The 14,669-nt window shown below is 73.0% G+C and carries 12 protein-coding genes; 5 read left to right on the forward strand and 7 right to left on the reverse strand.

What is annotated here, in order from left to right:
- The first annotated feature begins 223 nt into the window (after window positions 1-223).
- The gene (locus ACFV6I_RS03830) at window positions 224-979 is read left to right on the forward strand and encodes a MerR family transcriptional regulator (RefSeq protein WP_063347004.1); all 756 of its coding nucleotides are present in this window, start codon (window positions 224-226) and stop codon (window positions 977-979) included.
- Window positions 980-1,120: 141 nt separating this feature from the next.
- On the opposite strand, the gene ACFV6I_RS03835 is transcribed toward ACFV6I_RS03830, so the two are convergent.
- From ACFV6I_RS03835 to ACFV6I_RS03850, 4 genes are read right to left on the reverse strand one after another with little or no spacing between them, the layout of a single operon-like run.
- Window positions 1,121-3,313: a 3-hydroxyacyl-CoA dehydrogenase NAD-binding domain-containing protein gene (locus ACFV6I_RS03835; protein ID WP_380423482.1), complete on the reverse strand. Its 2,193-nt coding sequence runs from the start codon at window positions 3,311-3,313 to the stop codon at window positions 1,121-1,123.
- Between the two features lie 38 nt (window positions 3,314-3,351).
- Window positions 3,352-4,566, reverse strand: coding sequence for an acetyl-CoA C-acetyltransferase (locus ACFV6I_RS03840; RefSeq protein ID WP_380423483.1), 1,215 nt, complete (start codon window positions 4,564-4,566; stop codon window positions 3,352-3,354).
- Window positions 4,567-4,606: 40 nt separating this feature from the next.
- Window positions 4,607-5,749, reverse strand: a complete 1,143-nt coding sequence (locus tag ACFV6I_RS03845) for an acyl-CoA dehydrogenase family protein (RefSeq protein ID WP_063347006.1) — start codon at window positions 5,747-5,749, stop codon at window positions 4,607-4,609.
- A gap of 2 nt (window positions 5,750-5,751) precedes the next feature.
- Window positions 5,752-6,933: a CaiB/BaiF CoA-transferase family protein gene (locus tag ACFV6I_RS03850; RefSeq protein WP_167745853.1), complete on the reverse strand. Its 1,182-nt coding sequence runs from the start codon at window positions 6,931-6,933 to the stop codon at window positions 5,752-5,754.
- A gap of 288 nt (window positions 6,934-7,221) precedes the next feature.
- On the opposite strand from ACFV6I_RS03850, the gene ACFV6I_RS03855 reads away from it, so the two are divergent.
- On the forward strand, window positions 7,222-7,779 hold the full coding sequence (locus ACFV6I_RS03855) for a GNAT family N-acetyltransferase (protein ID WP_380423484.1): 558 nt from the start codon (window positions 7,222-7,224) through the stop codon (window positions 7,777-7,779).
- 135 nt (window positions 7,780-7,914) lie between these two features.
- Window positions 7,915-8,562, forward strand: a complete 648-nt coding sequence (locus ACFV6I_RS03860; protein WP_363371201.1) for a Pr6Pr family membrane protein — start codon at window positions 7,915-7,917, stop codon at window positions 8,560-8,562.
- A 100-nt stretch (window positions 8,563-8,662) separates the two neighbouring features.
- On the opposite strand, the gene ACFV6I_RS03865 is transcribed toward ACFV6I_RS03860, so the two are convergent.
- Entirely contained in the window at window positions 8,663-9,034 is a 372-nt protein-coding gene (locus tag ACFV6I_RS03865) for a hypothetical protein (protein WP_063351003.1), read from the reverse strand.
- A 25-nt stretch (window positions 9,035-9,059) separates the two neighbouring features.
- Window positions 9,060-9,272 carry a hypothetical protein gene (locus tag ACFV6I_RS03870; protein ID WP_063351004.1) on the reverse strand — a complete coding sequence of 71 codons (213 nt, stop codon included), beginning with the start codon at window positions 9,270-9,272 and terminating at the stop codon, window positions 9,060-9,062.
- A gap of 335 nt (window positions 9,273-9,607) precedes the next feature.
- On the opposite strand from ACFV6I_RS03870, the gene ACFV6I_RS03875 reads away from it, so the two are divergent.
- Window positions 9,608-11,026 carry a S41 family peptidase gene (locus ACFV6I_RS03875; RefSeq protein ID WP_380423485.1) on the forward strand — a complete coding sequence of 473 codons (1,419 nt, stop codon included), beginning with the start codon at window positions 9,608-9,610 and terminating at the stop codon, window positions 11,024-11,026.
- A gap of 71 nt (window positions 11,027-11,097) precedes the next feature.
- Here the strand turns inward: ACFV6I_RS03875 and ACFV6I_RS03880 are convergent, their stop codons facing one another.
- Entirely contained in the window at window positions 11,098-12,705 is a 1,608-nt protein-coding gene (locus ACFV6I_RS03880) for an ABC-F family ATP-binding cassette domain-containing protein (protein ID WP_380423486.1), read from the reverse strand.
- 528 nt (window positions 12,706-13,233) lie between these two features.
- On the opposite strand from ACFV6I_RS03880, the gene ACFV6I_RS03885 reads away from it, so the two are divergent.
- Window positions 13,234-14,466, forward strand: coding sequence for a trypsin-like serine peptidase (locus tag ACFV6I_RS03885; protein ID WP_380423487.1), 1,233 nt, complete (start codon window positions 13,234-13,236; stop codon window positions 14,464-14,466).
- Window positions 14,467-14,669: the final 203 nt, after the last annotated feature.

Below are 14,669 nucleotides of genomic sequence, written 5' to 3' on the forward strand. Positions count from 1 at the left end.
GCCGCGCGGCCCACACCCACCCCCGCCCACCCCCGCCCCCGCCAAGCGCCCCCCCCCCCCCGCCACCCCCCCCGCCCCCCCCCCGGGGGGGGGGCGGACTCACGTGTGCGGCGGGCCACCGTCGCCGGTGGAGCAGCCGGTGGAGCATCCGGTGGACCAGGGGGACGGGCACTGTCACACTGCTGCTGTCACAGTGGAAGTGTGCCAGTGCAGGAGGCGGCAGATGGGGGAGCTCGGGGCCGTGGGAGACGGGGGCGGGGTGCGGCTGACGGTCGACGAACTGGCGGCGCGGGCCGGGGTGACGGTCCGGACGGTGCGGTTCTACGGAACGAAGGGCCTGCTGCCACCACCGGAGTTGGGGCCGCGCCGGGTCGGGCTGTACGGGGCGGCGCACCTGGACCGGCTGGAGCTGATCGAGGAGTTGCAGCGTCAGGGGTTGACGTTGGCCGCGATCGAGCGGTACCTGGCCCGGCTGCCGGAGGACAGCACGCCGCTGGACCTGGCGATCCACCGGGCGCTGGTGGCGTCCTGGACGCCCGAGGCGGCCGAGGAACTGGGCCGGGCGCAGTTGGAGCGGCGGGCCGGGCGGGGGCTGTCGGAGGAGCAGGTGGAACGCCTGGTCGCGATGGGGGCGTTGGAGCGGACGGCCGATCCGGAGCTGTTCCGGGTGGATCCGGGCCTGCTGCCGCTGGGGGTGCGGATCCTGGACGTGCCGATCCCGTTGGAGACGCTGCTGGCCGCGCGGGCGGTGGTGCTGGAGCACAGCCGGGCGACGGCCCGGGAGTTGCAGCGGCTGTTCCGGGAGACGGTGTGGCGGCCCTACCGGGAGAGCGAGCCGGCGCCGGACGAGCTGGCCCTGATGAGGGCGCTGACGGACCACATCCAGCCGATGGTGGCGCAGGCACTGGTCACGGCGTTCCAGCGCTCGCTGCGGGAGGAACTCGGCGAGGAACTGCGGGAGGACTCGGCGGGGAGCTGAACGGGGAGCTCGGCGGGGAACTCAGCAGGGAGCTGAGCAAGGAACTCGGCGAGGACCTGGGCGGGGACCTGGCCGGGAATCGCAGGAGGAGCCGGGTGGGGGCCGTCCGACACCCGGCCCCCGCCCGCTCAGGACTGACGGTCAGTCGGTGAAGGCGCGCCCCTCCGCCGCGATCCGCTCCAGCAGCGCCGGCGGCGCGAACCGTTCGCCGTAGGCGGCGGCGAGTTCGCGGGCCCGGGCCGCGAAGCCGGCCGGGCCGCCCTCGTACCCGTTGATGTACTGGAACACGCCGCCCGTCCAGGCCGGGAAGCCGATGCCGAGGATGGAGCCCACGTTGGCGTCGGCGACCGAGGTCAGCACGCCCTCCTCCAGGCAGCGCACCGAGTCCAGCGCCTCGCTGAACAGCATCCGCTCCTTGAGGTCCTCGAAGGGGAGGTCCTCGAAGGGGAGGTCCGCGGCCGGCTCGCCGAAGTGCTCGCGCAGCCCCGGCCAGAGCCGCCCGCGCTTGCCGTCCTCGCCGTACTCGTAGAAGCCGGCGCCGCCGCTGCGCCCGGGGCGGCCGAACTCGTCGACCATCCGGTCGACCACCGCGTCGGCCGGGTGGGGCGTCCAGCTGCCGCCGGCGGCCTCGACCGCGCGCCGGTACTCGTCGCGGATCTTGCGCGGCAGGGTGAGGGTGAGCTCGTCCATCAGCGAGAGCACCTTGGCGGGGTAGCCGGCCTGGGCGGCGGCCTGCTCGATGCTGGCCGGGGGGACGCCCTCGCCGACCATGGCGACGCCCTCGTTGAGGAACTGGCCGATGACCCGCGAGGTGAAGAAGCCGCGCGAGTCGTTGACCACGATCGGGGTCCGGTCGATCTGCCGGACCAGGTCGAAGGCGCGGGCGAGGGCCTCGTCGCCGGTCTGCGGGCCGCGGATGATCTCGACCAGGCGCATCTTGTCGACCGGGGAGAAGAAGTGCAGTCCGATGAAGTCCGCAGTGCGCTCGACGCCTTCGGCGAGCAGCCCGATCGGCAGGGTGGAGGTGTTGGAGCAGAGCAGCGCGTCGGGGGCGAGGACGCCCTCGACCTCCTGGAACACCTTGTGCTTGAGCTCGGTGTTCTCGAAGACGGCCTCGATCACCGCGTCGCAGCCGGCCAGGTCCGCGGCCTCGGCGGTGGGGGTGATCCGGGCGAGCAGCGCGTCCCGCTTGGCCTCGGTGGAGCGGCCGCGGGCGATCGCCTTGTCCAGCAGCCCGGCGGAGTAGGCCTTGCCGCGTTCGGCGGCGGCCATGCTCACGTCCTTGAGCACGACCTCGATGCCGGCCTTGGCGCAGGTGTAGGCGATGCCCGCGCCCATCATCCCGGCGCCGAGCACGGCGACCTTGCGGACGAGTCGCTTCTCGACGCCCTGGGGGCGGCCGGCGCCGGAGTTGACCGCCTGGAGGTCGAAGAACAGCGCCTGGATCATGTTCTTGCTGGTCTGTCCGCAGGCGAGCTCGGTGAAGTAGCGGGCCTCGATCGCCATCGCGGTGTCGATGTCGACCTGGGCGCTCTCCACGGCGGCGGCCAGGATGTTGCGCGGGGCCGGGTAGGGCGCGCCGTTCAGCTGCTTACGCAGGTTGGCCGGGAAGGCGGGCAGGTTGGCGGCGAACGCCGGGGTCGCGGGGGTGCCGCCGGGGATCTTGTGGCCCTTGACGTCCCAGGGCTGGACGGCGGTCGGGTTGGCCTCGATCCAGGACCGCGCCCGGGCGGTCAACTCCTCCGGGGTGGCGACGAGTTCGTGGACGAGTCCGTGTTCCAGGGCCTGCGCCGGACGGTACTGGCGGCCCTCCAGGAGGAACTTCAGCAGGGCGTCGGTGATGCCGAACAGCCGTACGGTGCGGACCACTCCGCCGCCGCCCGGCAGCAGGCCGAGGGTGACCTCGGGCAGGCCGAGCCGGCTGGCGGGGTTGTCCAGGGCGATCCGGTGGTGGCAGGCGAGGGCGATCTCCAGGCCGCCGCCGAGCGCGCTGCCGTTGACGGCGGCGACGACCGGCTTGCCGAGGGTCTCCAGCCTGCGCAGCGCGCGCTTGATCCGCTGGGACTTCTCGAAGACGGCGGCGGCGTCCTCGGGGCGGGCGGCGGAGAGCAGCCGGAGGTCTCCCCCGGCGAAGAAGGTCTTCTTCCCGGAGGTGACGATCACGCCGCGCAGCCCGTCGGCGGCGGCGAGGCTGGCCAGCCGGTCGACGACGGCGTCGAGGTCGGTGGTGAAGGCCTCGTTCATGGTGTTGACGGACTGGGTCGGGTCGTCGAGGACGAGGGTGACCACGCCGTCCTGGTCCTGCTCCCAGCGGATGGTGGTGGTGTCGCTCATGAGTTCAGGGTCTCCGAGGGGATCCGAGGGACAGTGGGTCAGATGCGCTCGACGATGGTGGCGACGCCCATGCCGCCGCCCACGCACAGGGTGATCAGGCCGTAGCGCAGGTCGCGCCGCTCCAACTCGTCGATCACGGTGCCGAGCAGCATCGCGCCGGTGGCGCCGAGCGGGTGGCCGAGGGCGATCGCGCCGCCGTTGACGTTGACCTGCTCGGGCCGGAAGCCCAGTTCGCGGATGAAGCGCAGGGCGACCGCCGCGAAGGCCTCGTTGATCTCGACCAGGTCGATGTCGGCGGCGGTGAGCCCGGCCTTGGCGAGCGCCTTGCGGGTGGCCGGGGCGGGGCCGGTGAGCATGATGGTGGGCTCGGAGCCGGAGACGGCGGCGGAGACGATCCGGGCGCGCGGGCGCAGCCCGTACCGCTCGCCGATCTCCCGGCTGCCGATGGCGACGAGCGCGGCGCCGTCGACGATGCCGGAGGAGTTGCCGGCGTGGTGGACGTGGTCGATGGCCTCGACCCAGTGGTACTTCTGCAGGGCGACGGCGTCGAAGCCGCCGGCCTCGCCGATGCCGGCGAAGGAGGGCTTGAGGCCGGCCAGGGTCTCGACGGTGGTGCCGGGGCGGATGAACTCGTCGCGCTCCAGCACGACCAGGCCGTTGCGGTCGCGGACCGGGACCACCGAGCGGTCGAACAGGCCGTCCGCCTGCGCCTTGGCGGCGCGGGCCTGGGATTCGGCGGCGAAGGCGTCCACGTCGGTGCGGGAGAGGCCCTCGATGGTGGCGATCAGGTCGGCGCCGATGCCCTGCGGGACGAAGTTGGTCTCGTACGCGGTCATCGGGTCCGCGAACCAGGCGCCGCCGTCGGAGGCCATCTTGACCCGGGACATCGACTCGACGCCGCCGGCCAGGATGAGGTCCTCCCAGCCCGAACGGACCTTGGAGGCGGCCAGGTTGACGGCCTCCAGCCCGGAGGCGCAGAAGCGGTTCTCCTGGACGCCGGCCACCGTGTCGGGCAGGCCGGCCGCGATGGCCGCGATCCGGGCGATGTCGGAGCCCTGGTCGCCGACCGGGCTGACCACGCCGAGCACGATGTCGTCGATCGCCGCCGGGTCCAGCTCGGGGTGCCGGTTGCGCAGTTCGTGGATCAGGCCGACGACGAGGTCGATCGGCTTGGTGCCGTGCAGCGAGCCGGTGGCCTTGCCCCGGCCGCGCGGGGTGCGGATCGCGTCGTAGACGTACGCTTCGGTGGTCACGGTCAAACGCCTTTCGGGGCAGGGGGGTTCGCGGGATGCCTCAGCCGAGGATGGACCGGCCGACGATCTCCTTCATGATCTCGGTGGTGCCGCCGTAGATGGTCTGGATCCGGCCGTCGGTGAACGCCCGGGCGACCGGGAACTCGCTCATGTACCCGTAGCCGCCGTGCAGTTGGAGGCAGCGGTCGGCGGTGCGCTTCTGCAGTTCGGTGGCCCACCACTTGGCCATCGAGGCGTCCGCCGGGGTGAGCGCGTAGCGGTTGTGCTCGGTGATGCAGCGGTCGACGAAGGCCCGGGTGACGGCGCACTCGGTGGCGAGTTCGGCGATCTCGAAGCGCACGTGCTGGAGCTTGGCCAGCGGGCGGCCGAAGGCCTCGCGCTGCTTGACGTAGTCGGTGGTGATCTCGACCAGGTACTCGGCGCCGGCGATCGCCGCGGCCGCGATGGTCAGCCGCTCCTGGGCGAGGTTCTGCATCAGGTGGACGAAGCCGCCGTTGAGCTCGCCGAGCAGGTTCGCCTTCGGCACCCGGACGTCCTCGAAGAACAACTCGGCGGTGTCCTGGGACTTCTGGCCGATCTTGTCCAGGTTGCGGCCGCGCTCGAAGCCGGGCGTGCCGCGCTCGACGACCAGCAGGCTCAGCCCGTGCGCGCCGCCCTCGGGGGTGGTGCGGGCGACCACGACCACCAGGTCGGCGAGGATGCCGTTGGAGATGAAGGTCTTGGCGCCGTTGAGCAGGTAGTGGTCGCCCCGGTCGACGGCCTGGGTGCGGATGCCCTGGAGGTCGGAGCCGGTGCCGGGCTCGGTCATCGCGATCGCGGTGATCAGCTCGCCGCTGCAGAAGCCGGGCAGCCAGCGGCGCTTCTGCTCCTCGGTGGCGAGCGAGGTGAGGTAGGGGCCGATGATGTCGTTGTGCAGGCCGATCGCCAGCCCGGAGGCGCCGGCCCGGGCGAACTCCTCGGCCAGCACGGCGGCGTAGCGGAAGTCCGGGGCGCCCCCGCCGCCGTACTCCTCGGGGACGGCCATCCCGAGCAGGCCCTGGCGGCCGGCCGCCAGCCAGGCGGAGCGGTCGACGATGCCGGCCTTCTCCCAGCGGTCGTAGTGCGGCAGCACCTCCTTGGCGAGGAAGGCCCGCACGGCGGCCCGGAAGTCCTCGTGCTGCTCGGTGAAGATCTCGCGCTGCAACGCTACGCTCCTTGTCCTGCATCGGAGTTGTCGGAGTTGAGGGACGGGACGGCCCAGTCGCGGGCCACCTCGGCGGTGTCCGCACCCGGCCGGGCCGGCGGGCGGCGCAGCGCGCCGGGGGTGGCGGAGAAGCGCGGGGCGGGGGCGGGCTGGGTGACACCGCCCGCCTCGACGTAGGTGCCGCGCGCCAACAGGTGCTCCTCCCGGGCTGCCTGACGCATCGTCAGTACGGGCTCCACGCAGGCGTCGGAGCCGGCGAAGACGGCCTCCCACTCGGCCCTGGTCCGGGTGGCGAAGCGGTCGGCGATCAGGGCTCGCAGTTCGGGCCAGCGGGCCAGGTCGTACTGCCCGGGCGCCTGCGGGCCGAGTTCCAGCAGCCGGGCGAACTCGGCGTAGAACTGCGGCTCCAGCGCCCCCACGGCCAGGTGTCCGCCGTCGGCCGCCCGGTAGACCGCATAGAACGGCGCGCCGCCGTCCAGCAGGTTGGCGCCCCGGCGGTCCTGCCAGTGGCCGGCCGCGAGCAGCCCCCACAGCATGCTGGACAGGTGCGCCGCGCCGTCCACGATCGCGGCGTCGACGACCTGGCCGGCGCCGGTGCTCCTGGCGTGGTGCAGCCCGGCGAGCAGGCCGACGACCAGGTAGAGCGAGCCGCCCGCGTAGTCGCCCAGCAGGTTGGCCGGGATGCCGGGCGCCTCCTCGGGCCCGCCCGGCCCCGCGACCAGGCCGAGCACCCCGGCCACCGCCGCGTACCCGAGGTCGTGCCCGGCACTGGCGGCGCGCGGCCCCTGCTGCCCCCACCCGGTCATCCGCCCGTACACCAGCGCCGGGTTGCGGGCCAGACAGTCCTGCGGCCCGACCCCGAGCCGCTCCGCGACCCCGGGCCGGTAACCCTCGATCAGCAGGTCCGCCCGCTCGACCAGGTCCAGCACCAGGCCGGGCCCCGCCGGGGACTTGAGGTCGACCAGCACCGACCGCTTGTTCCGGTTGGTCACGTCGTACACCGGATCGATGCCCAGCGGCGACGGATCCGGCCGGTCCACCCGCACCACGTCGGCGCCCAGGTCGGCCAGCAGCATCGCCGCGAACGGCCCCGGCCCGATCCCCGCGAGCTCGACCACCCGCACCCCCGCCAACGGGCCGGGGCCGGTGGCCGTGGCGCCCGGCGGACTGCTCGTGTCACGCACTGGCTGCAGAACCCTTCTGGGTTTGACAGTAAAGCTGTAACACCCGCGATGATAGAGAAGCGACCCGCCGGTAACAAGACCTCCTCCCCCACCATGAACACCGCCGCCGAGGACTTCGCCGCCGCCTGCCGCCCGAGCGACTGCGCCGGTTCCTCACCGCCGGGGGCAGAGCGATCGAGTGTGAGCCGATCCCGTAGCCGGGGCGGGTGGGCGGAAATGGCCGGGCGACTGTCGGGGTAATGGCCTATGGTGCGGTAGACCTATTACGAACGACACGGGGGAAGCGCCATGACCACCACCGGACACGCCACCGGACACGCCACCGGACACGCCATCCGCACGATCGTCACCGCCTCCGAGCGGCTGGTGCTCGGCCGGCCCCAGGAGGGGGACGTGGAGGCGGTGTTCGCGATCCACGGGGATCCGGAGACCAACCGGTACAACCCCAACGGGCCCCACCGCGACCGGGCGGCGAGCCGGGAGATGCTGGACGGCTTCGTCGCCGACTGGGCGCGGGACGGGGTGGGGTACTGCACCGTGTCCACCCGGGAGGAGCCGGAGGCGGTCATCGGGTTCTCCGGGCTCTACCTGCACACGCTGGACGGCGAGCGGGTGTTCAACCTCTACTACCGCTTCCGGCCGTCCGCCTGGGGCCTGGGCTACGCCGCCGAGGCGGCCCGGGCGGCGATGGCGGAGGCGCTGCCGCGCTTCCCCGGCGTGCCGGTGGTCGCCCTGATCCACCCGGACAACGTGCCGTCCCGCCGGCTCGCCGAGCGGCTCGGGCTGCTGCCGGACCCGGACGGCCGCACCGACGACGAGGACCGGCTGATCCACCGGATGGCCTGAGCCGGGGGGTCGACCTGGCCACCGCCCTGAGCAGGACCGTTTCTTCCGTCCCGCTGCTACCTGCGAGTAGAGTGCGGCGTTCCCCCCTTAGCCGTCCGATACCTCCCGTATCGCCTGAAACGAACTGGTGGCCGCATGACAGTCCGGACCCGCCCCGCGCTGTGGTGGCGCATGGGCATCGTGCTCTCGGCGGGCCTCGGCCTGACCCTCGGAACCGCGCCGCTGGTGTTCTTCACCGTGCAGAGCAACGTCATCGTGCTCGGCTACTTCATCGGCGCCGTGTACTGGATGCTCAAGCGCGACACCGTGGACGCGCCCGCACCCCGGCTGCGCGGCGCCGCCACCCTGTACATCCTGATCACCGGTCTGGTCTCGCACGTCCTGCTCCAGCACGGCGCCAACCCGCTGCCCGGGCTGGTCAGCGGGCCGGACAAGCTCGCGCACTGGTCGTCGTTCTTCCTGCACTACGTGACGCCGGTGATGGTGATCGCCGACTGGCTGGTGCTGAAGCCGCGCAACGCGGCGGCCTGGAAGGACATCCCGCTCTGGCTGGCCTTCCCGCTCGGCTACGCGGCGATCGTGCTCGCCCGGAACGCGCTGTTCGACGACTACCCGACGCCCTACCCCTACTTCTTCTTCGACCCCACCACCAAGGGCTACGGCTACGTCTGGGGCCAGATAGCCCTGCTGACGGTCGAGTTCGTGGTGCTGGCCGCCGCCGTGGTCGGGCTGGACCGGCTGGGAACGCTGGTCGCGGGCAAGCTGAGGTCCGCCAAGTCCTGAATGCCCGGGCACGGATGACGGCCTCCCCGGGGGTGCCCTTTCGCCGGGGCGCTTTCCGGGGACGCCCTTTCCCGGGTGACCGTCCGCGCGGCGGCCGGCCTCAGATCCGCCAGGAGCGGATCCGGTCGGCCGCCGCGAACACGTCCGCCCCGCCCGCCGCGATGTCGCGGGCCAGCTCGACCAGCGCCCCGTACGGCGGGTCGACGCCCTCCTTGGCCGCGTGCATGTACGCGGCCGTCGTCATGCAGGCGTACAGGTTGTTGCGCACCGGCAAGGGGCGCAGCAGCACGATGGTGTGCATCAGGGTGGCCGCGCACCAGGCGGCGTCGGCGTTGTGGCCGAGTTGCGCGGTGTTCACCCGGTGCCGGGCGACGGCGGCCTGGAGCGCGGAGTAGTCCCGCACGCTGAGGTCCTCCGGCGAGGCCAGTTCCTGCACGTCGAGCAGCCAGCGCAGGTCGACGTGGAACAGCATCATCCCCGCACCCCCGCCGCGCCGTTCACGCCGCCGGCGCGTCCTCCGGGAACGCGGCGTCGAACTCCGCCCGGTGCGACTTCCAGAACGCCACGGCGTGGTCCACGAACACCCGCCGCTGCTGCTCCCGCACGCTCAGGTCGTGGATGTACGCCTTGATGCTCTTACCGTCCGCGGCGGCGGCCTCGCGGATCGCGGCGAGCTCGTGCTCCGTGTACTCGATGTTGAGCGCAGGCATGGCGCCGATGGTACTGGAGCGCACCGGAGTTGGGACCATCAACGGAGGATTTTCACCCGCCGTCAAAAGGGTTTGCTGTCGATACCCCCGCGGAGTGGTTTCGGCGCAGCCGCGGGTAGCCCCCAAGTCGGGCGGGGGTCGGGCGCGCGGGATGACGCCGGGGCGGTGGGGGCCGCCGTAGCGTCGGGGGCAAGGCGGCGGAGCGGTTCCGCGGGGGAGGCCGGGCGGTTCGGCGGAGGCCGGAGATGACGCGCAGGGCAGTGGGCAGGACCGCAGTGGGCAGGACCGCGGCGAGCAGGACTGGGGCGAGCGGGGCGGCAGTGGGCAGAGCGGCAGTGGGCAGGACGGTGGCGGCCACGGCGGTGGCGCTCGCGACGACGGTCGCGGTGGCGGCGCCGGGGGTGGCCGCGACGCAGGCCGACGGCCAGGACAGGCGGGGCAGGTCCCTCCAGGGGGTCTGGCAGATGGACGGGTACGGCCTGGTGGCCGTGGTCTCCGGGAGCAGCCTGGTCACCTACGACGTGACGACGCACAGCTGCGTGCCGGGGTGGGTCACCGGGACGCAGGACGGCGCCCCCGGCCGGGACGGCACCGTCCGGTACGTCCTGGGCGACAACGCCCTCACCCTCACCCCGCAGCCGGGCGGGCGCCGGGCGATCGACGCCGAGGAGGGCGGGACGGGCACCAAGACGCTGCGCCGCCTGGACGCGCTGCCGGCGCTGTGCACCCGGCCCGCCCCCAACGACCCGCTCGCGGTCTTCGACCGGTTCTGGGAGACCTTCGAGGAGAACTACCCCTTCTTCGCCGCCAAGGGGATCGACTGGCACGCGGCACGCGACGAGCAGCGCGCCAAGATCACTCCGGCGACCACCACCGACCAGCTCCAGCAGATCTTCATCGACCTGCTGACCCCGCTCAAGGACGCGCACACCGGTCTGGCCCGGGTGACCGGCACCGGCCCGACCGGCGTCTACTCCGGCCGGCGCGACGGCTCGTTGAAGTCGACGCCCGCCCTACGGGACGCGGCCCGCAAGGCCGTCGACGCACAACTGACCGGCCCTGAACAGGAGTTCGCCGTCAACGAGCAGGGGGCGAGCCGGCTGGGCGTGGGCCGGCTCCCGGGCGGCGTCGGCTACCTGCGGGTGAGCGGCTTCGACGGCTACGCGACCGGCGGGTTCGCCGCCCAGGCCAAGGAGCTCGACCGGGCGCTGGACGCCCTGCTCGCCGACCCCGACCGGCTCAACGGCCTGGTGATCGACGTCCGGCTGAACGGCGGCGGCTCGGACGCGCTCGGGCAGCAGATCGCCGCCCGGCTCACCGACCGCCCGTACGTCGCCTACCGCAAGGTGGCCCGCGACGACCCGGCCGACCCCACGAAGTTCACCCGGCCGCAGCCGGTCGTGGTGCGGCCCGCGCACACCGAGCACTTCACCGGCCCCGTCGCCCTGCTCACCTCCTCGCTGTCGATCAGCGCCGCCGAGACCTTCACCCAGACCCTGATGGGCCGCTCCCCGCACGTCGTCCGGATCGGCGAGAACACCCAGGGCGTCTTCTCCGACGTACTGATCAAGACCCTCTCGCCGGACTTCATGGTGGTGCTGCCGAACGAGAAGTACCTCACGCCCGACGGCAGCACCTTCGACGGCCCCGGCATCCCGCCGGACATCCGCACGCCGGTGTTCACCGATGACGAGCCGGCCGGGCTCAAGGACTCCGCCCTGAGCACGGCCCGCCGCGTCCTCGGCGAGCAGTAGCGGCCGCATCGTGGGCGAGGTCGCCCGCGCCGTACCGGCCACCCCGGCGGCGGCCGCCCGCGCCATACCGGCTACATCGGATCCACCCCCCGCAGTTCGCCGTCCAGCTCCAGCCACCGGGTGAGGCCCAGGCCGCGCAGGAACGGCACGTCGTGGCTGGCCACGATCAGCGCGCCCTGGTAGGCGGCGAGCGCCTGGGTGAGCTGGCGGACGCTGGCGAGGTCCAGATTGTTGGTCGGCTCGTCGAGCAGCAGCAGCTGCGGCGGCGGGTCGGCCAGCAGCAGCGCGGCCAGAGTGGCCCGGAACCGCTCGCCGCCGGAGAGGGTCGCGGCAGGCTGGTCGGCCCGGCCGCCGCGGAACAGGAAGCGGGCCAGCCGGGCACGGATCGCGTTGTCCCCGGCGGCGGGGGCGAACAGCTTGACGTTCTCCGCCACGGTCAGCTTGTCGTCCAGCAGGTCGAGCCGCTGCGGCAGGTGGCGCCGCGGCACCGGGGTGCTGACCTCGCCCTCCAGCGGGGCGAGTTCGCCCGCGATGGTGCGCAGCAGGGTGGTCTTGCCGGAGCCGTTGCGGCCGACCAGGGCGATCCGCTCAGGGCCGCGCAGGTCGAGGTCGGCGGTGGTGCCGTAGGGCAGCCGGACCTTCTGCAGGGTGAGCACGGTGCGCCCGACCGGGACGGCCGTGCGCGGCAGGTCGATCCGGATCTCGGCGTCGTCGCGCACCGCCTCCTCGGCGGCGGTGAGCCGCTGCCGGGCCTCCTCCAGCCGCTCGGTGTGCATGCCCTGGAGCCGCCCGGCCGTCTCCTGGCCCTGGCGTTTGAGCTTGCCCGCGAAGATGTGCGGGTCGTTGCGGGTGACCGCGCGCTTCTTGCCGTAGCTGGCGCTGCGGTCCAGCCGGGTGCGGGCCTCGGTCAAGTCCCGTTTCTGGCGCTCGACGTCGGCCTCGGCGTTGCGCAGCAGCCGCTCGGCGGTCTCCTGCTGGGCGGCGAGGGTGCGCTCGTACTCGGCGAAGTTGCCGCCGTACCAGGTGACCGCGCCGTCCCGCAGGTCGGCGATCTGGTCGACGTGCTGGAGCAGTTCGCGGTCGTGGCTGACGATCAGCATGACGCCGTGCCAGCCGGCGACCGTCTCGTAGAGCCGCTCCCGGGCCGTCCGGTCCAGGTTGTTGGTGGGCTCGTCGAGCAGCAGGACGTCGGGGCGGCGCAGCAGCAGGGCGGCGAGGCGCAGCAGGACGGCCTCGCCGCCGGAGAGCTCCCCGGTGGTGCGGTCGAGGCCGAGGCGGTGCAGGCCGAGCCGGTCGAGGGTGGCGCGGGCGCGCTCCTCGACGTCCCAGTCGTCGCCGACGGCGTCGAAGTGGCGCTGGTCGGAGTCCCCCGACTCGATGGCGTGCAGAGCCTCGCGGGTGGCCCGGATGCCGAGCGCCTCGTCCACCCGCACGGTGGTGTCCAGCGTCAACCCCTGGGGCAGGTACCCGAGTTCGCCGTCGACCCGGACGGTGCCGCCGGTCGGTGTCAGCTCGCCGGCGATCAGCCGCAGCAGGGTGGACTTGCCGGCGCCGTTGAGCCCGATCAGGCCGGTGCGGCCGGGGCCGACGGCGAGGTGGAAGCCGTCCAGGACGGGCTTGCCGTCGGGCCACTCGAAGGTGAGATCGGTGCAGAGGACGGCGGTGGTGGGTTGTGCCATGGAGGGCCTCCCGGGTGGTTGCCGAAGGGAACGATGAGCAACACGGGGAGACACCGCGGGTGCGGGCCGGTACGGCCGGGGGGAGGGCGGGGCGGATCCGGATCAGCCGGATCGGGCTCGCCACGGGGCCGTGACTGAGGTCGCACACTCGCACACCGCGCGGCGAAGGGCCTGCGCGGCGGGGGCGGTGTCTCGGGACCTCAGTAGAGCAACGGCCTTCTCCTTGTCTGGCTGGTGACTCCGTCCACGCTACGCACGGCGCCCGACGCGGGCAACCGAATTTCGGCGCACCGGGAAGCACCCTGGACACGCACCGGGAAGCGGCCGCCCGACCGGATTCCGGGCGCCCGGAGGAGGGCGGGTGCCGGTCCGGTGCCCATCCGGTGACGGCCCCTCCCCAGTCCGGGGGTGTGCGTAAGGAGGCCTTTATCCGCATGGCAGACTCCTCCCCTGCCATGCCTGCGGCTCCCCGGAGCCGTACCCGAGGAAGGGGTCGCATGGCGGTTATTCACAGGGGGATTTGAACTCATGTCACCGATGTACCGGCCGAGCCGTGCCGTCCTGGGCGCCTCCGTCGCCGCGCTGACCATGCTGGCCGCGACCGCGTGCGGCCCGGACAACAGCGACCCGGTCGTGGCCCGGACCACGGCTCCGACGGTCGCGGCCGGCGCCACCGGCAAGCCGGGCGCAGCACCGATCAAGCTGCCGACCGCCGAAGAGCTGAAGACCTGGAAGTTCGAGGACTGGGACAAGTGGGCCCAGCAGAACGTGATCACTCCGGCGGTCAAGGGCTACTGGACCCTGCAGCGGATCCTGAACGCCAAGCCCAAGCCGATGCCGCAGCCGCAGCCCGACCCGACGCAGCCGCCGGCCCAGCCGACCGGCGCGGCCCCGGCCCAGCCGACCTCGAAGCCGGCCACCCCGGCCCCGGCGCAGCCCACCACCGCCCAGCCCCCGAGCACCGGCGACGCGCTGCCCACCGTCATCGAGGCCAAGCCGACCCAGCACCCGTTCGCGAAGAACCTGCACGTCAACGGCAAGCTCTTCTTCAAGGACGGGAACGAGGACTACGTGTGCTCCGGCACCGTCGTCTCCGACCCGGCCAACCCCGGCAAGAGCAACCTGGTCTGGACCGCCAGCCACTGCCTGAACGGCGGCAAGGGCGGCCAGTACTACACCAACATCTCCTTCGCCCCGGCCTACAACAGCAACGGCCTGCTGAGCGGCGGCAAGCAGGCCAACGAGACCGACGCCGAGCCGTACGGCGAGTGGGGCGCGACCGCCGGCATGGTCTCGCCGCAGTGGTCGGCCGAGGCCGACCCGGAACACGGCGGCCCGTGGAGCCAGTACGACTTCGGGATCATCAAGGTCGCCAACCCGAGCGGCAACGGCAAGTCGCTGGAGGAGACCGTCGGCGGCTCCGTGCCGATCTGGTTCAACGCCCCGCGTGAGCAGTTCAACAGCGTCAGCGCCTACGGCTACCCGGCCGGCAAGCCGTTCGACGGCGTCGAGCTGGACCACTGCGACAGCGGGAAGCCGGTGAAGAAGACCGGCGACCCGAGCCGCCCGGCGATGCTGATGATCGGCTGCAACATGACCGGCGGCAGCAGCGGCGGCGGCTGGGTCGCGACCAAGGACGGCAAGCCGGCCCTGGTCAGCGACACCTCGATCGGCAACGGCGCCAGCACCTGGGAGGCCGGCCCGTACCTGGACGACGTGGCGGCCCGGATGTTCGACTACTTCTCGAAGAAGTCGAAGTGACCACCGAGGCCCGGAGCACCGCCGAGGCCCGGGTGGCCTCCCCGGTCCGGTAGGTCCTGACCGGCCCGCGTGGCCGGTCCCCGCGGGCCCCGGCCCCCCGCCCCCGCCCCCCGGCTGTTCCCCCCCCCCCCCCCCCCCCCCACCAAGCGGCGCCACAAGAACGCCCCCCACGGTGTCAACCACCACGCCCGCCCGGCCCCGGG

Source organism: Kitasatospora sp. NPDC059803, assembly GCF_042732255.1.
Lineage (GTDB): Bacteria > Actinomycetota > Actinomycetes > Streptomycetales > Streptomycetaceae > Kitasatospora.